This window comes from Frankia gtarii (assembly GCF_025403375.1).
GTDB lineage: Bacteria > Actinomycetota > Actinomycetes > Frankiales > Frankiaceae > Frankia > Frankia gtarii.
Genome location: NZ_JAMPTM010000011.1, coordinates 20,834 through 44,797 on the forward strand (window position 1 = coordinate 20,834; position 23,964 = coordinate 44,797).

The 23,964-nt window shown below is 66.4% G+C and carries 24 protein-coding genes and 1 pseudogene; 16 read left to right on the forward strand and 9 right to left on the reverse strand.

Annotated features, from left to right (window positions below; all coding sequences use genetic code 11):
• Window positions 1-774 precede the first annotated feature (774 nt).
• A complete protein-coding gene (locus NBZ83_RS03640) occupies window positions 775-1,047 on the forward strand; it encodes a hypothetical protein (RefSeq protein WP_261574328.1) in 273 nt (90 codons plus the stop codon).
• Here the strand turns inward: NBZ83_RS03640 and NBZ83_RS03645 are convergent.
• Complete coding sequence (locus NBZ83_RS03645; protein WP_261567767.1) at window positions 1,032-1,661, reverse strand: TetR/AcrR family transcriptional regulator; 630 nt, start codon at window positions 1,659-1,661, stop codon at window positions 1,032-1,034. The genes NBZ83_RS03640 and NBZ83_RS03645 overlap by 16 nt on opposite strands.
• 139 nt (window positions 1,662-1,800) lie before the next feature.
• Here NBZ83_RS03645 and NBZ83_RS03650 point away from each other — a divergent pair, with 139 nt between their 5' ends.
• The 6 genes from NBZ83_RS03650 to NBZ83_RS03675 all read left to right on the forward strand — a co-directional run bounded on the left by NBZ83_RS03650 (window position 1,801) and on the right by NBZ83_RS03675 (window position 7,797).
• Window positions 1,801-3,300: an MFS transporter gene (locus NBZ83_RS03650; RefSeq protein ID WP_261574329.1), complete on the forward strand. Its 1,500-nt coding sequence runs from the start codon at window positions 1,801-1,803 to the stop codon at window positions 3,298-3,300.
• A 287-nt stretch (window positions 3,301-3,587) separates the two neighbouring features.
• Window positions 3,588-4,115: a cupin domain-containing protein gene (locus tag NBZ83_RS03655; protein WP_261574330.1), complete on the forward strand. Its 528-nt coding sequence runs from the start codon at window positions 3,588-3,590 to the stop codon at window positions 4,113-4,115.
• A 216-nt stretch (window positions 4,116-4,331) separates the two neighbouring features.
• Window positions 4,332-4,799: an aldo/keto reductase gene (locus NBZ83_RS03660; protein WP_261574331.1), complete on the forward strand. Its 468-nt coding sequence runs from the start codon at window positions 4,332-4,334 to the stop codon at window positions 4,797-4,799.
• Window positions 4,800-4,816: 17 nt separating this feature from the next.
• Window positions 4,817-5,833 carry an aldo/keto reductase gene (locus tag NBZ83_RS03665; RefSeq protein ID WP_261567760.1) on the forward strand — a complete coding sequence of 339 codons (1,017 nt, stop codon included), beginning with the start codon at window positions 4,817-4,819 and terminating at the stop codon, window positions 5,831-5,833.
• 159 nt (window positions 5,834-5,992) lie between these two features.
• Window positions 5,993-6,814 (forward strand): aldo/keto reductase, encoded by an 822-nt coding sequence (locus NBZ83_RS03670; protein WP_261574332.1) that lies wholly within the window; start codon window positions 5,993-5,995, stop codon window positions 6,812-6,814.
• A 266-nt stretch (window positions 6,815-7,080) separates the two neighbouring features.
• Window positions 7,081-7,797, forward strand: coding sequence for an IS6 family transposase (locus tag NBZ83_RS03675; protein ID WP_261574333.1), 717 nt, complete (start codon window positions 7,081-7,083; stop codon window positions 7,795-7,797).
• Window positions 7,798-7,972: 175 nt separating this feature from the next.
• Here NBZ83_RS03675 and NBZ83_RS03680 read toward each other — a convergent pair whose 3' ends face one another.
• The gene (locus NBZ83_RS03680; protein ID WP_261574334.1) at window positions 7,973-8,827 is read right to left on the reverse strand and encodes a helix-turn-helix transcriptional regulator; all 855 of its coding nucleotides are present in this window, start codon (window positions 8,825-8,827) and stop codon (window positions 7,973-7,975) included.
• A 240-nt stretch (window positions 8,828-9,067) separates the two neighbouring features.
• Between NBZ83_RS03680 and NBZ83_RS34230 the strand changes: the two genes are divergently transcribed.
• The 3 genes from NBZ83_RS34230 (at window position 9,068) to NBZ83_RS03695 (ending at window position 10,409) form a co-directional block, all read left to right on the forward strand.
• Window positions 9,068-9,253, forward strand: coding sequence for a hypothetical protein (locus NBZ83_RS34230; RefSeq protein WP_261567754.1), 186 nt, complete (start codon window positions 9,068-9,070; stop codon window positions 9,251-9,253).
• A 74-nt stretch (window positions 9,254-9,327) separates the two neighbouring features.
• Window positions 9,328-9,633: a hypothetical protein gene (locus tag NBZ83_RS03690; RefSeq protein ID WP_261574335.1), complete on the forward strand. Its 306-nt coding sequence runs from the start codon at window positions 9,328-9,330 to the stop codon at window positions 9,631-9,633.
• Between the two features lie 32 nt (window positions 9,634-9,665).
• Window positions 9,666-10,409 carry an SDR family oxidoreductase gene (locus NBZ83_RS03695; RefSeq protein ID WP_261567751.1) on the forward strand — a complete coding sequence of 248 codons (744 nt, stop codon included), beginning with the start codon at window positions 9,666-9,668 and terminating at the stop codon, window positions 10,407-10,409.
• Window positions 10,410-10,566: 157 nt separating this feature from the next.
• On the opposite strand, the gene NBZ83_RS03700 is transcribed toward NBZ83_RS03695, so the two are convergent.
• The gene (locus NBZ83_RS03700) at window positions 10,567-11,277 is read right to left on the reverse strand and encodes an IS6 family transposase (protein ID WP_261567750.1); all 711 of its coding nucleotides are present in this window, start codon (window positions 11,275-11,277) and stop codon (window positions 10,567-10,569) included.
• Between the two features lie 406 nt (window positions 11,278-11,683).
• On the opposite strand from NBZ83_RS03700, the gene NBZ83_RS03705 reads away from it, so the two are divergent.
• Window positions 11,684-12,712, forward strand: coding sequence for a methyltransferase domain-containing protein (locus NBZ83_RS03705; RefSeq protein WP_261567749.1), 1,029 nt, complete (start codon window positions 11,684-11,686; stop codon window positions 12,710-12,712).
• A 255-nt stretch (window positions 12,713-12,967) separates the two neighbouring features.
• Window positions 12,968-13,263 (forward strand): annotated as a pseudogene (locus NBZ83_RS33630) (EthD domain-containing protein).
• A 308-nt stretch (window positions 13,264-13,571) separates the two neighbouring features.
• Here the strand turns inward: NBZ83_RS33630 and NBZ83_RS03710 are convergent.
• The 5 genes from NBZ83_RS03710 to NBZ83_RS03730 form a co-directional block, all read right to left on the reverse strand.
• Window positions 13,572-14,240, reverse strand: coding sequence for a response regulator (locus NBZ83_RS03710; RefSeq protein WP_261574336.1), 669 nt, complete (start codon window positions 14,238-14,240; stop codon window positions 13,572-13,574).
• Window positions 14,241-14,310: 70 nt separating this feature from the next.
• On the reverse strand, window positions 14,311-15,441 hold the full coding sequence (locus NBZ83_RS03715; protein ID WP_261574337.1) for a sensor histidine kinase: 1,131 nt from the start codon (window positions 15,439-15,441) through the stop codon (window positions 14,311-14,313).
• Window positions 15,438-16,163: an ABC transporter permease subunit gene (locus tag NBZ83_RS03720; protein WP_261574338.1), complete on the reverse strand. Its 726-nt coding sequence runs from the start codon at window positions 16,161-16,163 to the stop codon at window positions 15,438-15,440. Before NBZ83_RS03720 ends, NBZ83_RS03715 begins: the two co-directional genes overlap by 4 nt.
• Complete coding sequence (locus NBZ83_RS03725) at window positions 16,160-16,903, reverse strand: ABC transporter ATP-binding protein (protein ID WP_261567745.1); 744 nt, start codon at window positions 16,901-16,903, stop codon at window positions 16,160-16,162. The genes NBZ83_RS03720 and NBZ83_RS03725 overlap by 4 nt, the downstream gene beginning before the upstream one ends.
• Before the next feature lie 268 nt (window positions 16,904-17,171).
• Complete coding sequence (locus NBZ83_RS03730; RefSeq protein ID WP_261574339.1) at window positions 17,172-18,791, reverse strand: class I adenylate-forming enzyme family protein; 1,620 nt, start codon at window positions 18,789-18,791, stop codon at window positions 17,172-17,174.
• A 161-nt stretch (window positions 18,792-18,952) separates the two neighbouring features.
• On the opposite strand from NBZ83_RS03730, the gene NBZ83_RS03735 reads away from it, so the two are divergent.
• The 3 genes from NBZ83_RS03735 (at window position 18,953) to NBZ83_RS03745 (ending at window position 23,036) form a co-directional block, all read left to right on the forward strand.
• Window positions 18,953-19,879 (forward strand): LysR substrate-binding domain-containing protein, encoded by a 927-nt coding sequence (locus NBZ83_RS03735; RefSeq protein WP_261567743.1) that lies wholly within the window; start codon window positions 18,953-18,955, stop codon window positions 19,877-19,879.
• A gap of 285 nt (window positions 19,880-20,164) precedes the next feature.
• On the forward strand, window positions 20,165-21,385 hold the full coding sequence (locus NBZ83_RS03740) for an amidohydrolase family protein (protein ID WP_261574340.1): 1,221 nt from the start codon (window positions 20,165-20,167) through the stop codon (window positions 21,383-21,385).
• Between the two features lie 34 nt (window positions 21,386-21,419).
• The gene (locus NBZ83_RS03745) at window positions 21,420-23,036 is read left to right on the forward strand and encodes a phytoene desaturase family protein (RefSeq protein ID WP_261574341.1); all 1,617 of its coding nucleotides are present in this window, start codon (window positions 21,420-21,422) and stop codon (window positions 23,034-23,036) included.
• Here NBZ83_RS03745 and NBZ83_RS03750 read toward each other — a convergent pair.
• On the reverse strand, window positions 23,033-23,482 hold the full coding sequence (locus NBZ83_RS03750; protein WP_261574342.1) for a MarR family winged helix-turn-helix transcriptional regulator: 450 nt from the start codon (window positions 23,480-23,482) through the stop codon (window positions 23,033-23,035). The genes NBZ83_RS03745 and NBZ83_RS03750 overlap by 4 nt on opposite strands.
• Before the next feature lie 114 nt (window positions 23,483-23,596).
• On the opposite strand from NBZ83_RS03750, the gene NBZ83_RS03755 reads away from it, so the two are divergent.
• Window positions 23,597-23,935, forward strand: coding sequence for a DUF1398 family protein (locus tag NBZ83_RS03755; protein WP_261574343.1), 339 nt, complete (start codon window positions 23,597-23,599; stop codon window positions 23,933-23,935).
• Window positions 23,936-23,964 lie beyond the last annotated feature (29 nt).

A 23,964-nucleotide genomic window follows, 5' to 3' on the forward strand; every position in this document is an offset into this window, starting at 1 on the left:
CACGGCGACGATCACGCTCACGAGACGGGCCGAAGGGTCTGAAACCGCCAGGTGTTCGGACCGCTTGTTCGATTCGGTAGATGATGTTATGGCTGGCTCGGTCACGGGGCATCGTCCCTGGTCAGGGCCCAGATAGCGACCGGCCGGACAGTGATTTCAGGGCCAGCAACCAAGATCAAACGGTTCGGATGCTGGTACACACGGTCCACCACGCTGCGTAGTTAGCCTCTGACCTGGGCAAATAGGTTGGAGCTATCAGTCTGAGTGCTCGGCGGTAGGCCGAATGGGCAGGTAGACGGCCCAGTTCCCCGGTTCGTACGGAAAGATGGTCCCCGGCCTTCGGCTCCCAGATGGCTGCTGTGAGTGATATCCGATCTCGTGCAGCGCCTGAGCGCCTCCGTGCTGCAAGAGGCGGCGACCGCGCACCCGGGCCACCGACGCAGCGCCGGTCCGCAGTTGTGTGCCGGTGTCCCGATCATAGGTCGGATCAGTACGCTATGCGGTGGATTCGACGCTGCGCGGTGCGGTCTGTCCCGGGGTGTCGCGACGGGGGATGTGATGGATCTCGATCAAGCGTTGGCGCGTTTCGACCGGGTCGAGGCCAACCTGATGCGGCTGGAGAAGGCATGGGCCGAGATCCAGGCGCTAACCCGCCAACGGCGTGATCTTCGGGCTCGGCGGGGGTCCGGAGGGCGAGCGTCGTCGGGACCTGTGTCGTGGCTACAGCCAGCTTCTGGAGGGGCTGCCCGCGATCGATGGCGTTCGAGGCTGGCGATGCCGTGGACGTTGGCCATCAGCAGCGCGGCGTACTCGGAGCGCTGGGGGCCGCCAACGACGCCTTCGACGATCCCGAGGGGTGCCGGTGAGGCCCAGACCCCGCTGCTCGGTGAAGCCGCCGACCGGCTCACCGTGGGCGACCGCGTGTACATGCGCCACGCCAAGGCCGGTGAGCTGTGTGAGCGCTTCAACTCGCTGTGGGTGATCGAGGACGGCCGGCTCGCAGGCGAGCTGGCCACCTATCGCGGCGAGGGTCAGGCTTTCTTGTAGCGCAGGCCGTCGAGCGCCATCGCCAGGATGCGGGCGATCGCGTCGGGGTCTGAGTTCTGGATCTTGGCGATTCCGCCGACCATCTGCACGACGTCCTGGAGCTCGGCGTCGGGACGCACCTCGCCGGCCGCCTTGGCCCGCTCGAGCAGCGGCTCACCGGCGGCGTAGAGCAAATCGCGGCAGGCGGCGAACACGTTCGCGTTGGTGTCGACGTAGTTGAGCAGCTCACCGGCCAGCGCGTGCTTGGTCACCAGATAGGCCCCGAGGCGCACGAGCCACGCCTCGAGCGCGGGCCACGGCTCCATGGCCGACAGCTCGCCCGCGTCCCGGGCCAGCTGCTCGACCTCGTCCACGTAGACGGCCTCCAGCAGCGCCTGGCGCGTGGGGAAGTGCCGGTACAGCGTGCCGATGCCGACGCCGGCGCGGCGGGCGATGGCCTCGAGCGAGGTCGAGGCGCCGTTCTCGGTGAACGCCTCCCGTGCGGCCGCCAGGACCTTGTCGCGGTTGCGCTTGGCATCCGCCCGCAGCGGCTTGCCCGCGCGCTCCTCGGTATTCAGGGTCTCAGTGGGGGCGCTGGGTGCGCTGGATTCGGTGGCAGACATGGGTGAGTTCACAGAAACTCCTTGACACGGAGGGACCCTCCGCTACGCTCCTAACCGGAGGTTGGCTCCGCTCATCCTTCTCGCCGCTCAGGGCAGGCGATTTGTGGAGGGACCCTCCAAGTTATCACGCGCCAGCGGTCTTTGGAGATCAATGCAACAGCTTTCAGACAACCGGCGCCGGTGGCTCGCACTGATCACAGTCTGCCTGGCGCAGCTGATGATCACCGTTGACACCAGCATCGTCAATGTCGCACTCCCGCAGATCCAGCACGACCTGCACTTCAGCCAGAGCAGCCTGACCTGGGTCGTCAACGCCTTCCTGGTCACCTTCGGCAGCTTCCTGCTGCTCGCCGGCCGCCTCGGCGACCTCGCCGGGCGCAAGCGGGTGCTCCTCGCCGGGCTGACCGTGTTCACCGTCGCCTCGCTGCTCTGCGGCATCGCGGACAGCTCGGGCCTGCTGATCGGCGCCCGCTTCCTTCAGGGTGTCGGCGCCGCGATGCAGGCCTCGGTGATCCTGGCGATCATCGTCACCGAGTTCCCCGAGCCCGAGGAGCGCGCCAAGGCGATGAGCGCCTGGGTGTTCGCCTCGGTCGCCGGCGGCTCACTCGGCCTGCTGCTCGGCGGCGCGCTGACCCAGCTGCTCAACTGGCACTGGATCTTCTTCGTGAACATCCCGATCGGCCTCGCCGTCGGCATGGCCAGCCGGGTGCTCATCCCCAACGACCGCGGCATCGGCTTCTCAGAGGGCATCGACTGGCTCGGCTCCCTGCTCGTCACGGTGGCGCTCGCCGCCGCGGTGTACGGGTTCGTTGAACCGCCGACCTACGGCTGGGGCTCACTCCACACCCTCGGGCCTCTCGCCCTCGCGCTGGTGCTGCTCACCGCCTTCGTGGGGGTCGAGAACCGCCACCCCAACCCGATCTTCCCGCTGCGCATCCTCAAGCTGCACGGCCTGATGCTCTCCTGCGCGGCCCGCGGCCTGTTGGTCACCGGCGTGTACGCCATGTTCTTCCTCGGCTCCCTGTATCTGGAGAAGGTCCTCGGCTACGGCGCCCTGGACACCGGCCTGGCGTTCCTGCCCTATACGGTGACGTTGGCGATCATGTCGCTAGTGGTCAACCGCCGGCTGGTGGCCCGCTTCGGGTCCGTCCCGGTCATGGCCGTCGGCTTCGCGGTGGGCGTCGTGGGGATGCTCATGCTGCGGCTCGCCGGAGCCCACGCCGGCTTCCTGCCCTTCCCGTTCCTCGCCTTCGTGTGCATGGGCCTGGGCATCGGCAACACCTTCGGCCCGCTGACGATGATCGCGCTGGCCGAGGTGCCGCCCCGGGACGCGGGGCTGGCCTCGGGCATCGTCAACGTCTCCCAGCAGGTCGCGGGCGCGCTCGGACTGGCGCTGCTGGCGACGATCGCCACCAGCCATTCCGCCAGCTTGTCCCGGGCCGGGCACGGGGTCGACGCCTCACTGGTCGGCGGCTACCACCTCGCCTATGAGTTCGGAGCGGGTGCCCTCGTGGTGGCGCTGATCCTCGTGGTCACCGTCCTGCGCAAGCACGCGCCGAGGCCCGCTCCAGAGCAGGTACCGAACCCCCAGTCGGCACCTGCATCACAACCGCTTGACGAACTGGAGGTCAACGTTGAAATCCCAGGCTGAATATCCCATCCGGCGCCCGGCCGTGTTCGGTGGCTATGGCCACTCCGCTAAAAAATAAGGAAAGTGACAATGCAGAAAATGAGGCCGTCGGTCGGTGCTGCCGGGCCTGCCGCCTCAATCGCGGCATCGAATACGCGCGGAGTAGGGCGATACCCAATTCATGCAATAACTGTCATAGAACACAATTCGATAGATCTATGAACCTTGGTCTATCCCATACCCCGCATTGCCACGAAACTCATCCGCCCCGACGCCGCGGCGTCCATCAACGCATTAGGGAGCTCAACATGACGATAAGACGAGTAGCCACTGGTCATAGCGCGGAGGGCAAGGCTGTTTTTGCCAGCGACGTGGAACTTGCGCACGACGGGGGTGGTGGCCCTATTTACCAGATTTGGGGCGGCGACTACAAAGGTGTGCACTTCCCTGACGACGGTTCGGAGCCTGCCTGTGAAGACGAGTACTTCCCGGGGACTGGCGGGTTCCGTTTTGTAATGGTCACGCTGGCGCCGAATGGCGCAGACCCGTTGCCGGAGCTAGCACAGGGCACATTTACCCCGCGGCGGCAAATGCGTCACGGCTTCGACGCTAATTTCCCCGAAGGCGGCGGGATGCACAAGTCGGCCAGCATCGACCTCATGGTGGTCTTGTCCGGGGAGCTCACCCTCGAACTCGACGATGGCGCTAGCAAGACTCTGAAGGCAGGCGAGACGATCATCCAGAACGGGACGAAGCACCGGTGGATCAATAATGGTGACGTGCCAGCGGTCTGTGCGGCCGTGATTATCGGTATTGACCACGACGACTTCGCCTAGGTTGTGCAGGTAGGTGAGGCTTCAAGATTGGATGCCGAAGGGTGGTCAGGCCGTAGATGTCCTAAGGACGAGAAAGAAAGTTGAGCGAATTAGAAGTTTCGGCCATCGGGTTCGGCTGCATGGGAATAAGCCACATCACAACCCGACAGCTCGGAGAGAGTTGCACTAAATCTGTTTCCGCAAGGAAGGTGCACAGGCATGCCTCCAACGATAAGAATGAACAATGGCGTCGAGATTCCGCAAGTCGGCTTCGGCGTTTACCAGATTCCGGCCTCGAGAACTACCGAGATGATGCGTGTTGCACTCGATGCGGGTTATCGGCACATCGATACTGTGCAGGTGTACGGCAACGAGGCCGAAGTTGGCACAGCGATCGTCGAATCTGGTTTGCCTCGCGAGGACGTCTTCATCACAACCAAGCTGCATCCACAGCATTACGGATACGTCTCGACCGGCCAAGAACTCGAAGAGAGCTTGAGGAAACTCCGGACCTCGTACGGCCGCTCGGTCACCCCCAAGTCGACCAAACCCAACCGGATTACCGAGAACATCGACGTCTTTGACTTCGACATCTCAGGCGACGAGCTGACCGCCATCGACGGCCTGGACACCGATCACCGCGGTGGTCCCGAACCTGACGCAATCACTCTCGAGGCCTTCGGCCGCGAGATCCCCGAAGCCTGAACCAAAGGACAACCAGCATGGAATATCGCCCACTCGGACGCACCGGCGTCCAGGTCTCAAAGCTGTGCCTCGGCGCGATGATGTTCGGAGCCTGGGGAAACACCGACCACGACGACTCGATCCGGATCATCCACAGCGCCCTGGACGCCGGTATCAACTTCATCGACACCGCCGACGTCTACTCCGCCGGTGAATCAGAGGAGATCGTCGGCAAGGCGCTCAAGGGCCGCCGCGACGATGTCGTCCTGGCAACCAAGTTCTGGGCCCCGATGGGCGAGGGCCTGAACCGCGGCGGCGTGTCGCGACGCTGGATCATCACCGAGGTCGAGAACTCCCTACGACGGCTCGATACCGACTGGATCGACCTCTACCAGGTGCACCGACCCGACCCGACGGTGGACATCGAGGAGACCCTCGGCGCGCTCAGCGACCTCGTTCAGCAGGGCAAGATCCGCTATATCGGTTCCTCGTCGTTCTCCGGCAGCCAGATCGTTGAAGCTCAAGCCGCCGCCCGGGAGAACCACCTCCAGCGCTTCCGGACCGAGCAGCCGCCCTACTCGCTGCTCGTCCGCGGAATCGAACTCGACGTCCTCCCGACCGCTCAACGGCACGGCATGGGGATCCTCACCTACAGCCCGCTCGCCGGCGGCTGGCTCTCGGGCTCCTGGAGCGCCGATAGCTCACCGACCTCACCCGTGCGCCGGCGGGTCGCGGCGCGGCTCGACATGTCTCTGCCGGAGAACCAGCGCAAGCTCGAAGCCGTCGAGCAACTCGCCGAGGTCGCCACGGACGCCGGTGTCACCCTTATCGAGCTCGCCATCGCCTTTGTCACCAACCATCCCGCGGTGACCTCCGCGATCATCGGACCGCGGACGATGGAGCAGCTCGAAGGCCAGCTCCCGAGCTCCGACGTCACGCTGACTCCGGAGACCCTGGATCACATCGACGCGATTGTCGCCCCCGGGGTCGTGCTCAATCCGGCGGATACCTCATATGGCGAGCAGGTGCTCAAGCCAGTCCTCAGGAGGCGGTAGAACGCGCCACGGTCTGGTGTGGGACCCCGAGGTGCCGCCCCGGGACGCGGGTCTGGCCTCGGGCATCGTCAACGTCTCCCAAAACCCGACAGCTCAGAGAAAGTTGCACTAAATCTGTTACCGCAAGGAAGGTGCACAGGCATGCCTCCAACGATAAGAATGAACAATGGCGTCGAGATTCCGCAAGTCGGCTTCGGCGTTTACCAGATTCCGGCCTCGAGAACTACCGAGGTGGTGCGTGTTGCACTCGATGCAGGTTATCGGCACATCGATACTGCGCAGGTGTACGGCAACGAGGCCGAGGTTGGCACAGCGATCGTAGAATCTGGTTTGCCTCGCGAGGACGTCTCCATCACAACCAAGCTGCATCCACAGCATCACGGATACGTCTCGACCGGCCAAGAACTCGAAGAGAGCTTGAGGAAACTCCGGACCTCGTACGTCGACCTCTACCTTCTTCACTGGCCCTCACCGGGCAAAGAACGGTATTTTGAAAGTTGGCGGGCATGTGAAGATCTGCTTGCCGAGGGCAAAGTCCGTTCGATCGGGGTGTCAAACCTCACCGTCGCTGATCTTGCGTGGTTGGCCGAGCGGTCGGAGACCGTACCGGCGGTGAACCAAGTAGAGCTTCATCCGAGCTTTCAGCAGGGTGAATTGCGTCAATACCACCACTTGCATGGGATCATCACGGAAGCGTGGGGTCCAATTGCATTGGGAGAATCCTTGAAGGATCCGACGCTCCAGGCGCTCGCGAAAAAGTATGGAAAGACTCCGGCGCAACTGATCCTGCGCTGGCATATTCAGCTCGGGAACATTCCCCTTTGTAAATCGGTCACGCCCTCGCGGATCAGGGAGAACCTCGCAATCTTCGACTTTCGGATCGATGCAGACGATATGGAGAGGATCGCCACGCTGGATGGCGATCCGAATGGCGCCCCCAGTAGGACGATGGGAGCAAGTCTTCCGCGATGGCCGTCGTAGCCGCAACCTAAGAGAACCCGCCCATGCGCGACTTACCGCATATCAGTCCAGCCTCCAGCGAAATCGACAAGATGCCAACCGCGGCTGAGGACCGCGAGCGTGCCAGGCCCCAGCAGTCCAGCGCAGGGTCACCCAATACGGCAGCCGTCGTTTTGTGATCAGTTGGGTTGGTGGTCTCGTCGTCGGTAGTGGCTGGCGCGGGCGTTGGCCTGGTGGGGTCTGTTGCACGGGCTGCGGTCCACTCTGGCGGCCGGCATGATCAGGTGATGCGCCGCCGTTGCCAGCACGTCCGACCAGCCGTCCCGGTTTCGGAGTTCGCCGGGTTCCGGTTCTCACCGGAAGTGATCGTTCTGGCAGTCCGGTGGTACCTGCGGTACGGCCTGTCCTACCGCGACGTCGAGGAGCTGCTCGCGGAACGCGGCATCACCGTCGATCATGTCACGATCTACCGGTGGGTCCAGCGGTTCACTTCACTGCTCGTCGACGCCGCCCGGCCCTGCCGACACAGCACCGGGGACAGATGGTTTGTCGATGAGACCTACGTCAAGGTTGCCGGCCGGTGGACCTACTTGTACCGGGCAGTGGACCAGTTCGGGCAGGTCATCGACGTGCTGGCCGCCGAGCACCGGGATCTGGCCGCGGCCCGACGGTTCTTCACCCGGGCGCTGTCCCACAGCCGGAAGCCGGTCGAGGTGACGACCGACCGGGCACCCGTCTATCCGCGGGTCCTCGACGAACAGCTTCCCGCCGCCCACCATGTGGACGTCGCCCGGGCGAACAACCGGATCGAATCCGACCACAGCCGGCTCAAAGCCCGGCTCCGGCCGATGCGCGGGCTGAAACGACTGCGCTCCGCCCAGACGATCAGCGCAGGGAATGCGCTGGTTCAGAACATCCGCCGCGGCCATGACGAACTCGGCATGGAGGTCGACTCACGGCTACGGGTGCCGGCTGCCTTCACCGAGCTCGCCCGGGCACTCTGATCAGCCGTTCGGCGGACGCAGCCATGTCCCCAATGCAACAGCGCCGGATGGCAGATAGGGCAGGCTCCCGCTGGAGCCGGTCGCACAGCTGGATCAAGCAGCGGGCCGTCGGCAGTGAATGATCTTAAACGGCGGAGGACCCCCGGCGGGGTGATCGCCGGGAGCGTCGCGGGCGTCAGTCGATAGGGAAGCTGTCCGCGCCGAGGATGTTCAACAGAGCCAGCTTGTCGTAGCTGTCGGTGCCAGGCGTCGCGGTGAAGATGAGCAGGGACTGCGACTGGTCGGGGTCCTGTAGGTTCTGGCAGAACAGGTCGATGTGCCCGACCTGTGGATGAACGAACCGTTTGGCGTCGCTCCAGTGCAGGCCGACCTCCTGCCGGTCCCACAGTGATGCGAACTCTGTGCTTTGGCGTAGCAGGCTCGCTACGAGACGGGCAGCCTGCGACCGGGGCCCTTCCCTTGTGGACGCTGCCCGCAGGAGCGCGACGTTCACACGGCTGTTGTGGCCGTGGTGGTCAGGGAGATACCGCTGGCGGGCGGCCGGATCGGTGAACCAGCGGTAGGGGGCGCTGCGAGCTTCCCCGGTGTAGTGGGTCTGTTCTCCGAGCAGAGCTACGGCAGGAGGCGTCTGCAACAACGTCTCGCCGAGGGGACCCATGACCTGTGCCGGGGTGTCCTGCAGCCGGTCCAGGATGCGCATCAGTCCCGGGTTGACGTGCTCGCTGCGCAGCCGCCGGCGCGGTGTGCGGTGCCCGCACAGGAGAAACAGGTGATCGCGCTCATCCGGGGTGAGGCGCAGCCCACGGGCGATGGCTGCCGCCATCTGCTGCGAGGGCCGCGGGCCGCTACCACGTTCCAGGCGGGCGAAGTAGTCGGCCGACATGTCGCACAGTTCGGCTACCTCCTCCCGTCGCAGCCCGCGGGCGCGCCGGCGCGATCCGCGACGCAGTCCCACGTCTTCCGGTTGCAGCGCCTCCCGCCGGGCACGCAGGAAGGCGCCCAACGACACGCGGTCCACCGTCTGCTCCATGGGCCTCCCCCAGGGGTCGAGTGCGGTTCGGACGTCGGTTGAAGCCGCCGTGCATCCACCATCTTCGCAGCCGCCAGCGGCCTCAACCACGGACTGCGAGTCAGCGGTTAAGCGGATCCTTCATCCGCGCCGCCGGGCGCGGTCCAGTGGTCGTCGCGGAACGACGCACCGCGTTCCGCGACGACTGGGTGTGCAGCGACCGACGCCGCGCTGACTGAGCGAAAGAAGCCCCATGGCAAAGTGGACAGCTACCGATCTGCAGGGAAGAAAGGTCGCCTGGCGACCGCCGGGATGCCCGGCGACCTCGACGTCCGGCGCCTGGACGTCGCCGACCTGGGATCGGTACGGAGCTTCGCGCAGGCGTGGACCGGCGACCTGGACATCCTCAAGACCGGCCTGGACGAGGCCAAGGCCAGCGAGCTGTGACAGGCGACCGTCGCGCTGACGGGAGCCGGCCGATGAGCTACCTGGAAGCGGCCAATCACGGATTACGACCCCGAATGGGGGACGCCTTCGCCTCCGGACGGGCCACGCTCACCTGCGACCACGAGACCGTGCTTCGCCACGTCAAGGTGCCGGTCCTATTCACCCACCACTTTCACCACATCGATACACAGACCGGAAATCTCATGGGCGCGATCTCCGACCAGCAGGTTAAGCGCGTCCGGCACCTCGTGGAGGGCGCGGGGAACTCCTTCGCCTACCGCGCCTTCCCGACCATGCCGCACTCGATGCACGGCCACGACTCGGCCAGCTACGTCACGACGGTCACCGGCTGGCTGGCCGGCATCCCCTCCATCCGCTGACCCTCACCACCAACCACAGCCGGAGAAACCCCATGAATCCCACGGGCAACACCATCCTCATCGCCGGAGCGACCTCCGGCATCGGCCTCGGCCTCGCGCTGCGGCTGCACACGGCAGGCAACCAGGTCATCGTCTCCGGGCGCCGCGAGGACAGGCTGGCACAGATCGTCGCGGAGAACCCCGGTGTCGAATCCGTCGTGCTTGACACCACCGACCCGGTCGCCATCCAGGACGTTACCCTGCAACTCCTGCAACGCTTTCCTGACCTCAACGTCTTGGTCGCGATGGCCGGCATCATGGTGCCGGAGGATCTTCACAGCGGTGGTTTCCTGACCACGGCAGAGGCGACCGTGGCGACCAACCTCCTCGGCCCCATCCGCCTCGTGGCCGCTCTGACCGAGCACCTCGCCACCCGACCGCAGGCGACAATCATGACAGTGTCCTCCGGACTGGCATTCGTCCCCCTGCCGATCACCCCGACCTACAACGCCACTAAGGCCGCCATCCACTCCTTCACCGAGAGCCTGCGCGTCCAACTGGCGGACACCGGCATCGACGTCCTGGAACTGGTGCCCCCGGCGGTGCGCACCGCCCTGATGGGGCAGGAGGAGGCGGACAACGCCATGCCCCTCGACGCCTTCCTCGACGAGGTCATGAACATCCTCGGCTCCAACGGGAAACCGAACGAGATCCTCGTCAAGGCGGTCGAACCCCTGCGATTCGCCGAGGCCCGTGGACAGTACGCCAACGTGCTCCGCATGCTGTCCAGCCTTTGACAAGCGGTGTCTGGCGACGCGGCGGGACCCGCTCGGGCTGTAAGAACAACAACGGTGTCACTCGCCTGCAACAGTCTGTACAAACGTGCAGGCAGGGGAGGTACCGGCGTTGTTGCATTCGGAGGATCCGACGCATGCGGGGTCTCGGCGACCGGGGTCAGACTGCGCGGGCGAACTCGGTGAACGCGGCAGCGAGCCGCAGCCGTGGGTCGGTGTGGATGGCGAGTTCGTAGTGTCCGCGGCAGATGTTCTGTACGAGGGCGTGTCCGGTGCTGATCGTCTGGACCGAGCGGAGCCGTTTCAGACCGCGCATCGGCCGCAGTCGAGCTTTGAGTCGGCCGTGATCGGCTTCGATCCGGTTGTTCTCCCGGGCAGCGTCGACGTGGCAGGCCTCGGGCAGGAGCTCGTCGAGGAGCTTCGGGTAGACAGGTGCCTTGTCAGTGGTGACCTCGACCGGCCGCCGGCCATGAGACAGCGCTTGGACGAAGAACCGGCGGGCGGCGGCCTGGTCGCGGCGGGTGCTGGCGAGGACGTCGATGACCTGTCCGTGCTGGTCAACAGCCCGATACAGATACGTCCAGCGGCCGGCGACCTTCACATACGTTTCGTCCACGAACCACCTGTCGCCCGGCCGGTGTCGACAGGGCCGGGCCGAGTCCACGAGCAGGGATGTGAAGCGCTGCACCCACCGGTAGACGGTGACGTGATCAACATCGAGGCCGCGTTCGGCGAGCAGCTCCTCGACGTCTCGGTACGACAGCGCGAACCGCAGGTACCACCGGACCGCCAAAATGATCACCTCCGGCGGGAATCGGCATCCGGCGAACTCCGACGTTGGGACCGGTGGACGGACGCGACGTCGACGCATCCACCGATCATGACCGGTCGGTAGCTCGATGAGGGCGGACCTCGCCGATGCAACAGCGCCGCCGCGGTGGACACGACGGACGCCCGCCTGGATCGGTCCTGTCCGGCGAGTTCGCCCAGCGCCGCGGTCGCCGTGGCGGTGAACACGCCCGTGGTCAGCCCGCACACTCGACGACGTCGCCTCCCTGAGCCACAAGCGCAGGCTCAACGAGCCGGTGGCAGCCTGTCTGGTCGGCCGCCGGCCACTGATCACGTTCGTGACCTTCGGCGAGCTCACCACTCGGTGGTTGATGTTGCCCACCTGCCCGGGGTGACCAGGAGCATGCCGGGGACCGGGCGGACGAGGTTCGCGGCACGCCGAACGGGACAGGCCCTCAGTAATGAGGAAGAGGAAGGAGCACTGCCTGATGCAGCCGTCCCCGACCAGCGACCGCCGCACGCCCGTTTCCGACCACACCGTTCCGCCTCGGGTCCGCCCGCCGGCGTCCGGCCGCGAGCTCCTGGAGCCGCCGTTCGATGAGCCACCGTTCGATGAGCCGCCGGTTCACCACGCGCCGGTACGGGTCGCCGACCACCAGCCGGAGCCGCGTCACGGGCGCCCGGGCGCCGGTGAGCCCCGGGTGCTCGCCGTCGTCGACGGCCCGGACGCGGCCGACTACACGGACGCGGCCGACTATGTGGCGCACACGGCGACGCTGCGGGGAGTCGTCCGGCAGCGGCTGGTCACCCGCGCACTGATCGGGCATCTGCCGCCCGCGCCAGCGCGGCTGCTGGACATCGGCGGCGGGAACGGCGTGCAGGCGTTGGAGTTCGCCCGGCGGGGATACGACGTGACCGTCTGTGAACCCGACCCGCGGATGTTGGCCGAGACGCGACGCGGGCTGGCCGACGCCCCCGAGTCGGTCCGGCGGCGCGTCGAGCTGGTGCAGGGGGACGGCCGGGACGCCGTCCACCTGGTGGGAACCGGCTGGGATGCGACCTTCTGCCACGGCGTCATCATGTTCGTCCCCGAGCCGGCGCCCCTGTTGAACGTCCTCGTCGAGCTCACCCGGCCCGGCGGGATCATCTCCGTGGTCGGCAAGAACGGCCCGGCGCTCGCGCTGCGTGCAGGACTACAGGGTCGCTGGCGGGACACCGTGGCACTGCTCGGCGAGCCCAGCTTCGCCAAAACCACCGAAACCACCGGGCCGGGCCGGCGGCCGGCGGTGCAGCTGCCACCCGGCGACGATCCGGCGAACGTCGCCGCGATCCTCACCGCCGCCGGGACACAGCCGCTCGCCTGGTACGGGATCAGGACCTTCACCGATCATCTCGGCGGCAGCCCGCCGGGGCCGGACGTGGATGCCGTCGTCGACGCCGAGTGGGCAGCCGGAGCCCGGGACCCCTACCGCGGGATCGCCCGCCTCATCCATCACGTTCACCGCCGGACCGGGTAGCGCGGCCGCTGCCGGCGGGTCCGACCATCCGGATTTCTGCCCGTGCCGACGTCGCCGTCGCCGTCGCCGTCGCCGGCAGCGAAGGGACAACCGAGTAGCAGACTCGACGCCCGCAACGCCTTCGGGTACCGCAATCCCGCCAGCCAGTACCTACGAAAACGCTGCGCAACCACCCGCCGAACCCGCGGATGCCTCAACTGCTCAACTTCAAAGAGCCGCCTCATTTTCGCCTTCCTGATCAATCGCGTCGAAGGGATGTCTTTCGAGAGATTTGTCGAATATCATCGGGACCAGCACGCCCCACTCTTTTCCTCCATCCCGGAGGCGCAGCAGTATGTGAAGAATTCACGGTATCCCACCCAGTTCCCGCCGAGGGTTACCCCAGTCCCTCCTATGGCGGTCTCACTGAAATCTGGTTCGAAAGCTGGGAAGATCACAATACTTTCTTTACATCCAAGAACTACAAGGAACTAGTGAGCCCGGACGAGGCAAAGTTCATCCATCTGGGTTCCGTGGCAATAATGGTAACCGATGAAAAGGTAGCGCTTTAGCCTGGACGTACCGTCCGGTATCCGTGTCATCGGCCTACCTGAACGCAAAAGTGCCCTCCGATCTGGGTGGACGGGAGTTGCCGAGGCTTCCGTCCACCCGTTCGAGAGGGCACTTCCGATTGTCGGTCACGTCGGGATCTGTGGACGACGGGATGTTCCCCGCAGGGAGCTGTCTTTCGCGCGGATCGCTACATTTCCGTCGATCACATGGCTTTCGGTGAGTCTCCAGCCGGCTATGCCGATGGTGTCGGTGCTCGGGTTGTAGTGGAGTCCGACCGGTGCGTTCCGGGGCGCGCAGGAGGAGTTTCCTACGCGGGCTCGCCCGCGACGACGACGCCGTTCTCGTAGGCGAGGACCACGGCCTGCACCCGGTCACGCAGTCCGAGTTTGGCGAGCACGGCACTCAGGTGGCTCTTCACGGTCGCCTCGGTCACGACCAGGCGCCCGGCTATCTCGGTGTTCGACAGGCCTCGGGCGACCAGGACCAGTACTTCTCGCTCGCGTGGGGTCAGGGTGTTGAGCAGACCGGGTGGGGTCGGCGGGACGACGCGGCGGGCGAAGGCCTCGACCAGCCGCCGGGTGACAGACGGTGACAGCAGTGCGTCACCGGCATGCAGGACCCGGATCGCCTCGATCAGGCGTTCGCGGGAGGCGTCCTTGAGCAGGAATCCGGCCGCCCCGGCGCGCAGCGCGCCGAAGACGTACTCGTCCAGGTCGAAGGTGGTCAGGATGAGGACGCGCGGCGGTGGGGTGAGCCCGTCGGCGGTCAGGCGGGCGGTGGTCTCCACGCCGTCCATGCGCGGCATGCGAATGTCGAGCAGGACGACATCAGGCCGCACTTCCTCGGCCCGGGCGAGCGCCTCCCGGCCGTCCGCGGCCTCGCCGACCACCTCGAAGTCCTCCTGGGTCTCGAGTATCAGCCGCAGGCCCGTCCGGATCAGTTCCTGATCGTCCACGATCAACAGGCGGATGGTCATCCGGCGTCCTTCCTTACTCTCGGGTGGTTCGGCACTCCCGGGTGGTTCGGCGGGCCGGCGCGGCGAGCGCTCACACCCCACCGCCCGTCGGCAGGCGGGCCGCGACGCGAAATCCGCCACCGGGGGTGTGGCCGAACTCCAGCTCGCCACCGAGCGCCGCGACCCGCTCCCGCATCCCGACGAGGCCGTGCCGGGCTGGCTCGCTGGCCATCGACGCGTCCCGAGGGTCATCATCGAGGACCGGTGCCCGCGCCAACCCGGCCGTACCGTCGTCGGTCACCGCTACGTCGATGCTTGCGTCCCGGTAGGCCAGCGTGACCGTCACCCGGCTCGGACGGGCATGTTTCAGCACATTGGTCAGCGCTTCCTCGGTGATGCGGTAGACGGACAGCTCCAGTCCGCCGGACAGCGCTCTGGGCTTCCCCGTCACCCGTAGCTCGACGGGCAGCCCGGCGGCACGGTAGTCGCCGACCAGCTCATCCAGGTCCGTCAGCGCGGGCATGGGACGGGAGTCGGCGGCGGCACCGGGCACGCGCAGCACGGTCAGCATCCGCCGGAGCTCGGCGAGGCTCTGCTCCCCGCTCGTCTCGACCCGTGCGAGCGTTTCGTCGGCCCGGTCCGGCCTGGTCTGCAGCACATCCCGGGCGCCGCGCACGCCGAGCAGCATCACGGTCACCGAGTGGGCGACGATGTCGTGCAGCTCGCGGGCGATCGACGCGCGCTCCTCGTGTACCGCGATCCGGGCCAACTGCTCCCGCTCGCGCTGAAGGTCCTCGGCGCGATCCTCGAGCATGCGCACGTAGCGACGGCGGGTCCGCGCGTACGCGCCCAACGCCCACACCGCGGCCGTCACCGGGACGGACACGATCGACAGCGCGGCCAGGAGCACCGCGGTGGGCACGAGCGCGACGAGCGCGCGGCGCCAGTCGTCACCCTCGGCGATCGTGAACAGCGCCACCAGGACAGGCACGCCGCCCGGTGCGTCACCGGTCGCCACCAGCGCTGCGGCCAGAGCGAGCGTCGCGAGGAGCACCACCCACGGCGCCCGGCGGCGCGCTGTGAGCGCGCCGCCGGACACAGCCGCCAGCAGCACCGTCGACATCCGCACGGTGTGGTCGTCGTTGAGGAGGAGGCTGAGCTCGGCGATCGTGGCGGCCACCGCGACGGCGAGGTCGAACACCAGCCCGCGCCGGATGGTCATGCCAGGTCGCGCCGGCGTTCCCCGGCCAACGCCGCGCACAGGAGCCCCACCGTCCAGGCGCCCAGGACGATCGCCGCCGCGGTCAGGCAGAGGCGGTCCGGCCCGTGGGACATCCGGGTCAGCACCCCGACCGCGCCCAGCGGGGTGTAGTCCGACGCATCCTGCCGGACGAGGTCGAGCAGCGGGTTCACAACGAAGGTGAGGATCAGTGCGCCGACCGCGGCCAGCACCTGGTTGCGCACCAGCGCGCCGACGGCCACGCCGATCATCGTCGCGAGCACCGACGACGTCAGCAGGCCCACCGCCACCACGGTCGCCTCACGGGCACTCAGGTCGGGGCCGGGCTGCCGAGCCACCAGCGGCAGCCCGGCCCCCAGCGACACCGCCACCATGGCCGACCCGACGACCAGACCCACGATCGCGTACGCCGTGGCCCGCGCGAGCAGCAGACGTTCCCGCGAGGCGCCCGAGGCCAGCGCCGCGGGAGCCGCGGTGCGGTGCCGGAACTCGCCGGCGACGCCGACCGCCCCGAGCAGCAGCAACAGGATCGGCATCCCGGACAGGGCCTCCTCCTTCTCTCCCACCTCGTCGAGCGTCCCCGAGGCGAGCGCGACAATCCCGACGTTGGCGGCCGTCAGCGCGACCGAGGCCGCCGCGAAGACCAGCGGCGTGCGAGTGGTCCGAATTTTGATCAGCTCGCCCCTGATCAGTCGGCCGGTCACGCGTCCTCACCTTCGGTCAGCCTAAGGAAGACGTCCTCGAGGGAGAAGCCACTCTCGGCGATCGAAGCCATCCGGCCCTGATGCACGAGACGCCCCCGGTCGATGACGAGGACATCGTCGACCGTGCGCTCGACCTCGGTCAGCGAATGACTCGAGAGCAAGACGGTGCGGCCCGCGTCGGCCCGTTCGCGCAGCAGGGTGCGCAACCACTGGATCCCGCGCGGATCCAGCCCGTTCATCGGCTCGTCCAGTACCAGGATGTCCGGATCGGCGAGCAGCGCCGCCGCCAGGCCAAGCCGCTGCCGCATACCGAGCGAGTACTTTCCGACCCTGCGACGCCCGGCCTGCCCAAGGCCGACCAGCTCGATCATCTCCGTTACTCGCGCCCTGGGCAGCCCGGCCAAAGCCGCCAGCGAACGCAGATGCGCCGGCGCCGAGCGACCCGGGTGGGCGCCGCAGGGCTCGATGAAGACCCCCAACGTGCGCGCGTCAGGGGTGCGCGTCGCGCGGCCGTTGAGCAGCACCTGCCCGGCACTCGGCCGGGCCAGTCCGCTGATCACTTTGAGCGCCGTCGTCTTGCCGGCGCCGTTGGGCCCGAAGAAGCCGGTGACCGCACCGCCGCGGATGCCGAACGACATGTTCTCGACGACGGTGTGCCCGCCGTAACGCTTCGTCAGACCTTCGACGCTGATCGTGGCGCTCGGCGTGACCGCCGTGCCCGCCGTCGCTGAAATTCCCATGGCCGACAGAATCCGATCCTTCGATCTCCCGGTCATCGCCCTACCGGCGGATTTCGCGGCTCGACCGTGGGCGGAGATCGCGGCGACCGCCCTCCCCCTGGGGTGGGACAACAACAATCCGCCTGCCCCGAGGAAGCTACGGACACGTGCGCCGAAAGGGAACGTCCCGCACGTGGACCGCCCGCTGGTCACGGCTGAGGCTGGTGCCCGTCAGTCAGCAGGCGCGCGCAAGAGTCAGCGCCGTCGGGAAGCAGTGAGCTAGGCGGACTCAATTCGACCTTGCGACGTCGCTTAACATGCTGACAAGGAGCCGTCGGTCGATCTTGGTCGACGACAGAATAGGTAGATCCGCCGGTTGGATGATTTTTATCACCCGCGGGATCTTGTATTCGGACAGCGTGCTCCGGAGCGATCGACGTATTTCCTCCGCATACAGGGTAGCTCCGCCCCGGGCGACGACAACGGCCCCGACGATGCTGACCCGCTGCGGATCGGGCACGCTGACGACGATCGCCTGCTCGATCCCCGGGAGGATCGCCAGAGCGGCCTCGATTTCGCGCGGGGAAACGTTGACACCTGAGGTCTTGATCATGTCGTCGAGTCGGCCATGGAAGAAGATGTGGTCTCCACGGTACGAGCACAGGTCACCTGTGTGGTACCAGCCTGCGGCGTCGAAGCAGGCTTCGCGTTCCTGCTTCACGAACCCGACCATGAGGGCATCGCCGCGGACGAGCAGTTCGCCGAGAGCTTCTGGGGCGGCGTCCATGCCGCTGTCCGGGTCGATGAGCCGGTGTTCCATTCCGGGCATGATCGGCCCGAGCGTCCCGGCGAGTTCGTCGGGATAGTCGGGATGAGAGACGGTGTGCGGGCCGGCGGTCTCCGTCATGCCGAGGGCTATCCCGAAGACCTGGTTGCGCGGTCGCTGGTCGGGGGGCAGCGCGGCGAGGAGATTGCCTCCGCGCAGGGCGCTCAGGTCGCGCTGAGGGAACGACGGATCGGTCTCGAGCGCGGTCAGCAGGTGGGGCCAGCCGGTGAGGTAGGTGACGCGCTCTCGCTCCAAGAAGTCGAGCAGCGCCGAGCCGGTACCGCCGCTTCCCAGCAAGGTGCAGCCGACGTGCATGGCGGCCAGGACCGTGTAGGTCAGGCCGCCGACCCAGAAGAACGGCATCGGGGTGAAGACGCGATCGTCGCTCCTGTACGGCATAATTGCGCCAAGCTTCGCAGCCTGGCGCATGAAGCCGTTGTGCGTGTGGATGGCGCCCTTCGGCGCGCCAGTGGAACCCGAGGTGTAGATAATGCTGACAAGATCGGCCGGCGATACTTCGCGCTCGATTGCCGCAAGTAGTTCTCGAGAGATACCGCTCGGCGCCAACGGATCGAGAGCGGAGGCCCACGCCGGTACTGAGGACCCCCACACCCAGACTCCGCGAAGGTACGGAGCATCATCAAGATGTAACACATCGTAACACTCGGTGAGTCCCTCGAGAGCGCTCTCGAGGCTGGCTGGGTAGTCATGGTTTCTGTAACGGTCCGCCGTAACCAGGAGTGCAAGGTCGGCATGGCGGATGATCGACCCGAGTTCGGCACCGGTGGACAGGGTGCTGATGGGAACAGCCACGGCTCCGATGCGAACGATCGCCAGCCAGACAATGATGAACTCAGGACTGTTGGGGAAGACCATCCCAACTCTGGTTGCCTTTCCGACCCCTGCCGCCACGAACTGGCCGGCCAACAGGGCGGAACGCTCGTCGGCCTCCCCGTAGGTCAGCCGCCGATCATCGAACACGCACAGCTCGCGGGCCGGGTAGTGGGTGGTGCAATGGCGTAGCAGTGCAGGCACGGAAGGCTCGACATCCGCGACGCCGGTCCAGTCGGCAACGCCGCGCATATCGCCGTAGATTTCTCCTAGCCGGTGCACAGGCAATGCCCTTTCTGTCTTGATCGATCGGAGCCGGAGCCGGAGCCGGAGCCGGAGCCGGAGTCGGAGTCGGTGTCGGTGTCGCGTAGTTGTGTCGGACGACTGCCGCCGGGCGTATCCTCAGCAGCACTATGGCCATCGAATTGCATCATCTTCGTCACTTCGTCGCCGTGGCCGAGGAACTCAACTTCAGCCGGGCCGCCCGTCGGCTCTGTATTGCGCAGCCCGCGCTCAGCCAGTCGATCAAGAGACTCGAGGTCTCGCTCGGGCTTGAGCTCTTCGTGCGTTCACGCACCAATGTGGAGCTGACGCCCGCCGGTCATGCTTTTTTTGTCGAGACGAAGGCGACACTGCTGCAGGTGGAGCGCGCGGAACTGACGGCCCGAAGGGTGGCTTCTGGGGAGCAGGGCAGCCTCAGCTTGGGTTACGTCACCCCGGCGGTGTTCGAGGTCCTGCCGGCGATCATCCGCAGCTTCAGTCGTGAGTCGCCGGACGTCGAGGTGATCCTCGAGGAACTGTCCGTGGAGGATCAGATCGAAAAGCTTCGGGGTGGCGACATTGATCTTGGGATCATCATGGGCCGACGTGAATTGCCGCCGGAAGTTCAACTTCACCTCATCGGTCACGTCGACGTCGCGGCGGCTGTGCCGTCGACGTGGCCGCTGGCCCGCCGCCGAGAGATTCGCCTGAAAGACCTGCACCATCAGCCGCTCATCATGGTGCCCCGCGAAAGACACCCGGACATCTATGACGACTTCATGGCCGCCTGCCGTCGACTGGGATTTTCGCCGACCGTCGCTCACCGCACCTCGAACCCGATGACAACCCTCAGCCTGGTGGCCGGCGGGATGGGTATCGGGCTCGTCGCGGGCGCTTCCACGAGTTTCTGGGTGCGCGATGTGACGATAGTGCCCATCGTGGACTCGCCGGGGGACCCGATCGCCCGCAGCATGTTCGTGGCATGGATTCCCCGCGTCCAGAAGCCCGCCCTGGAGCGATTACTGTCGAGCGTCATGGCGTTGCCGCCCGCCACGCGACCACAGCGACACGAGACGTAAGTCCCTTCGATTGGTGTTGTCGACGAATCGTGCCGTCGCGATCGCAACGATCTCACTGAGTGCCGCATGCGTCCAATATCGATCGTGTCGATATCCATATCGGCTACGTATAAGAGTGCTCGGCCGGACCCACCTTGGCTCTGGCCGGCATTTGCCGGCGTCCGTCATACGTCAATGATATTAGGGTACCCGGAGGTCATATTGGACAGGGCTGCGTGCGCGGAGCCAGTCTCGAGGAAGCGCGCCTCACGCCCGCCCGGAGACCCTCATGACGGGACTTTCGATATGACCCTTCTCCAGCCGGCAACACCTACTGAGCGTCGACCCATCGACTCGGACGGTCACTACTACGAGCCCTATGACGCGTTCACTCGCCATATCGAGACGAAATACCGCTCACGGGCCGTGAACGTGCGCGTCAGTGAACGAGATGGATTGGGACGTCTCTACTACGGCGACAAGAAAGCCGGCCTCATCCGTGTCGTTCAGTGCGACTACACAGGCGCACCCGGCAGTCGGGCGGGCGCTTTCCTCGGGATTCACGACGACGAAGACCCGGGCGGCTGGAGTCAACCCGAAATGATCAGTGCCCATGATTTCCCGGCGATGATGCACCGGGTAAACCGCCTCGAACTCCTGGACGACCAAGGTCTCGACGGCACGTTGCTGTTCCCCAGTCTAGGTGTCTCAGTGGAGCACGAGCTGCACGACGACACGGACGTCCTCTACGCAAACCTTCGCTCTTTCAACCGCTGGCTAGAAGAGGATTGGGGCTTCGCCGCGGATGGCCGTCTTTTTGCGGCGCCGATGATCTCGCTGTTAGACGTCGAGCAGGCGATCACCGAGACTGAGCGCGTCCTCGCAGCCGGCGCAAGGCTCCTGCACCTGCGGCTGGGGCCGATCTACGGGGAGTCCGCCGCCGACCCCAGGCGTGACCGCTTCTGGGGGCTGGTGCAGGAGGCCGATATTCCGGTGAGCTTCCATGTCTCGGACGCCGGCTACCACGAGCTGTGGGGAGCGCAGTGGGGCGAGCTGCCGCGGCCGCCGCTGCAGTACCAGTCCCCGTTCAACAACTACCTCGCCGGGACATCGGCGCAGGACACCTTCGCCAACCTGATCCTCAACAACCTTTTCGTGCGCTTCCCGCACCTGAAGGTCCTGAGCATCGAGAACGGTGCCAGCTGGGTCAAGCCGCTGATGAAGCGCCTCGACAAGGTGGCCTTCATGACACGAGGGCAGGCGGGCGTCGGTGGCCCCATCGAGGGTCGACCGTCGGAGACCTTCCAGCGCAACTTCTACGTCTGCCCCTTCTTCGAGGAGGATCCGGTCGAGCTCGCGGAAGCCATCGGCTACGACCACGTGCTCTTCGGCTCTGACTGGCCTCATCCCGAGGGGCTGGAGCAGCCGCTTGGCTTCGCGGAGAAGCTCGTTGACCGTGCGTCTCCGGTGGAGACGGCCAGCGTGATGCGTGACAACATCGCCGGACTGATTCGAGTCGACGCGTGAGGCGCATCCACGGCCGCGCGAGCGAGGCCTCATGATGTCAAACTCCGACACAGTTGAGCCCAGGTTCGGCACGACTCTCCCGGCGGAGGTCGATGTTGCGGTGATCGGGGCGGGCCACAACGGCCTCGTCGCGGCCTGCTATCTCGCGAAGGCTGGCCTGCGGGTGGCGGTCGTAGAGGCGGCGAACCTGCCGGGCGGGATGACGATGTCCGGTCCGTTCATCGCCGAGGCGCCCGGACATACGGTCAACACGTGCGCTGTCGACATCATCGCGCTCTTGCACTCGCAGATTCCGCGTGAACTCTCGCTGCGGGAGCACGGGCTGCGCATGGTCAAGCCTGATCCGAGCTATGTCTCGCTCCACCCGGACGGTTCGTCCCTCGCTCTGTGGCGTGACCCGCAGCGTACCGCCGAGGAGATCCGGACCTTCTCGCGGCAGGACGCTGCCGCCTTCCTGGACTTCATGAACCTGCTGGACCGGGTGATGGCCACGGCACTTCCGGTCATGGGCGCGGACACGGCGAGGCCCTCACCGTCGCTCGTCGTCGGTGTCGCTCGCGAGCTCATAAAAAGCCGCAAGAAGATGTCCGACATTGTCGCCCTGCTCACGGGCAGCGCCAGCATGGCTGTGGACGAGCGATTTCAACATCCGGTAGTGCGCGGGGCCTTGCTCAACCTCGCGGCGGGCGCTGGACCGGTGTCGGAACCCGGGAGCGGGCTCGGATTCCTTCTGTTGGCATTGTTGTCCCGAGTCGGTGTGGGCCGGCCTATCGGCGGAATGCAGTCCCTCACGACGGCGCTGATCAACTGTCTCGAAAGCGCCGGAGGAACCGTCACCGTCGCTGCCCGAGTCGTCGAGATAATGCGTGCCGGAGACGCCGTCCGCGGAATCCGGCTGACCGACGGTCGTACGTTGGGCGCTCGCGCCATCGTATCGTCGGTGGACCCATGGACCACGCTGCGCGAACTGGTCGACAGTGACGTAATCAGTCAATCCACAGCCGCCCGTCTCGACCATGCCAGCGCCAACCGGATCGGATCGGGGGTTTTTAAGATCGACATGGCTCTCTCGGAGCAGATCGAGGTCACCAGCCATACCCGCACCGACGGGATCGACCTTCGCAAGCCCACCCTGCTCCTTGCTACCGCGGAGTCGGTGGTCGATTCCTACGCGACCGCCAGCCGCGGTGAACTGCCGGCCGACCCGGCGCTCTGGGTTGCCGCGCCGTCGGGGGAAGACCCCACCCAGGCGCCCCCAGGCCAGGAGACGCTCTACCTCTATGCCCTCGCCGTCCCGGTGCACCCCCGCAGGGGCTGGGATGCCATCCGACAGTCGGCTGTTGATTCCGTTCTGACCAAGACGGGCAAATACGTCCAGCCGCTGGAGCAGGCCGAGATCGGACGCCTCGTTGAGTCACCGGAGGACGTCGCGACACGCCTGCACGTCCGGAACGGCTGCATCACGCATCTCGACATGGGCTTTATGAATTCGGGACCGTTGCGCCCGGCGGTGGGGCTCGGGCTTGGCAAGACCCCACTCAGTGGTCTCTTCCTCGGCGGGTCCGGTACACACCCCGGCGGTGGAGTGAGCGGGCTCCCCGGCCGGACGGCCGCCCACCGTGTCGCCCGCTACCTCAAGAAGAACGGCTAGACGCGGTCGGCCGCTCGTAGGCGGGTGACGAGCTCGCGCAGGAGCGCGCGGGCGTGGGTCACGTCAGTGAGGGGGAGGTCGACGAGCAGTTCGCGGTGGTCCTCGGCGGCACGGGCGGCCATCCGGCTCAGGGCGTCGTGGCCGTGGTCGGTGAGCTGGAGCAGGCCGGCGGTCCGGTGGTCGGGGTTGGCGATGACGTGGGCGAGTCCGTCGTCAACGAGTTCGTGGGCCGTGCGTTGCGCGGCCTGGCGGCTTATGCCGAGTCGCCGGGCGGCGGCGGGCACGGTGAGCGGGGGCCCGGAGAGCACGCTGAGTAGCTGCCATTGGGCCTGGGTCCGCCCCTCGGCGGAGGCGACGCGCTGCCCCCAGCGCCGTAGCGCGCCGGCGGTCTCGTAGACGTCCGCGATCAGCAGGGCCAGTTCGTCCGCCACGTTCGCCTCCACCATCTTGACAACATGTTGCTGTGTGCAACATTTTATCCATCACGACAACATGTTGCTGTTTCGATATTGTGCTGCACGGTGGGGCTGCGTGACGCGCGAGGAAGAAAGGAAGGACGGATGACGATGGATGTCACGCGGATGCTGGCCGAGGCGCAGCGTCTGGCCGCGCGCGTGCGGCCGGAGGTGGGCGGGTTCCCGTACCTGGCGGAGGTGCTGCGCACCGCCGGCTTCGACACGTACCGCTGCACCGTGCCCGCCGTGGTCGCCGCGATCCGGGCCGACCAGGCCGGCCACACCAGCTTCCCGGAGTTTCTCAACGCGTGCTGGCGCGCCGGTGTCACCGACTACGAGGTCGACCTGCGCGCCCGCACCTGCACCTACCACGGAGTGGCCACCGGCGACCAGTACGTCGAGGCCTATCCGGCTATTACCCTGCCCGCTCCCGCCCGTCCCTGACCACTCACCCGATGGAGGTCGCCGGGACG

Bases quoted from the DNA above. Each gene is read 5' to 3' on its own strand.
- NBZ83_RS03730 (WP_261574339.1), bottom strand. From the start codon at position 18,791: ATGCGCGGCGTTGCCGACTGGACCGGCGTCGCGGATGTCGAGCCTTCC.
- NBZ83_RS03745 (WP_261574341.1), top strand. From the start codon at position 21,420: ATGTCAAACTCCGACACAGTTGAGCCCAGGTTCGGCACGACTCTCCCG.
- NBZ83_RS03755 (WP_261574343.1), top strand. From the start codon at position 23,597: ATGACGATGGATGTCACGCGGATGCTGGCCGAGGCGCAGCGTCTGGCC.
- NBZ83_RS03660 (WP_261574331.1), top strand. From the start codon at position 4,332: ATGAACAATGGCGTCGAGATTCCGCAAGTCGGCTTCGGCGTTTACCAG.
- NBZ83_RS03700 (WP_261567750.1), bottom strand. From the start codon at position 11,277: ATGCGTCGACGTCGCGTCCGTCCACCGGTCCCAACGTCGGAGTTCGCC.
- NBZ83_RS03655 (WP_261574330.1), top strand. From the start codon at position 3,588: ATGACGATAAGACGAGTAGCCACTGGTCATAGCGCGGAGGGCAAGGCT.
- NBZ83_RS03705 (WP_261567749.1), top strand. From the start codon at position 11,684: ATGCAGCCGTCCCCGACCAGCGACCGCCGCACGCCCGTTTCCGACCAC.
- NBZ83_RS03725 (WP_261567745.1), bottom strand. From the start codon at position 16,903: ATGGGAATTTCAGCGACGGCGGGCACGGCGGTCACGCCGAGCGCCACG.
- NBZ83_RS03695 (WP_261567751.1), top strand. From the start codon at position 9,666: ATGAATCCCACGGGCAACACCATCCTCATCGCCGGAGCGACCTCCGGC.
- NBZ83_RS03715 (WP_261574337.1), bottom strand. From the start codon at position 15,441: ATGACCATCCGGCGCGGGCTGGTGTTCGACCTCGCCGTCGCGGTGGCC.
- NBZ83_RS03650 (WP_261574329.1), top strand. From the start codon at position 1,801: ATGCAACAGCTTTCAGACAACCGGCGCCGGTGGCTCGCACTGATCACA.
- NBZ83_RS03675 (WP_261574333.1), top strand. From the start codon at position 7,081: ATGCGCCGCCGTTGCCAGCACGTCCGACCAGCCGTCCCGGTTTCGGAG.
- NBZ83_RS03735 (WP_261567743.1), top strand. From the start codon at position 18,953: ATGGCCATCGAATTGCATCATCTTCGTCACTTCGTCGCCGTGGCCGAG.
- NBZ83_RS03670 (WP_261574332.1), top strand. From the start codon at position 5,993: ATGAACAATGGCGTCGAGATTCCGCAAGTCGGCTTCGGCGTTTACCAG.
- NBZ83_RS03750 (WP_261574342.1), bottom strand. From the start codon at position 23,482: ATGGTGGAGGCGAACGTGGCGGACGAACTGGCCCTGCTGATCGCGGAC.
- NBZ83_RS03740 (WP_261574340.1), top strand. From the start codon at position 20,165: ATGACCCTTCTCCAGCCGGCAACACCTACTGAGCGTCGACCCATCGAC.
- NBZ83_RS03710 (WP_261574336.1), bottom strand. From the start codon at position 14,240: ATGACCATCCGCCTGTTGATCGTGGACGATCAGGAACTGATCCGGACG.
- NBZ83_RS03665 (WP_261567760.1), top strand. From the start codon at position 4,817: ATGGAATATCGCCCACTCGGACGCACCGGCGTCCAGGTCTCAAAGCTG.
- NBZ83_RS03640 (WP_261574328.1), top strand. From the start codon at position 775: ATGCCGTGGACGTTGGCCATCAGCAGCGCGGCGTACTCGGAGCGCTGG.
- NBZ83_RS03680 (WP_261574334.1), bottom strand. From the start codon at position 8,827: ATGGAGCAGACGGTGGACCGCGTGTCGTTGGGCGCCTTCCTGCGTGCC.
- NBZ83_RS03690 (WP_261574335.1), top strand. From the start codon at position 9,328: ATGGGGGACGCCTTCGCCTCCGGACGGGCCACGCTCACCTGCGACCAC.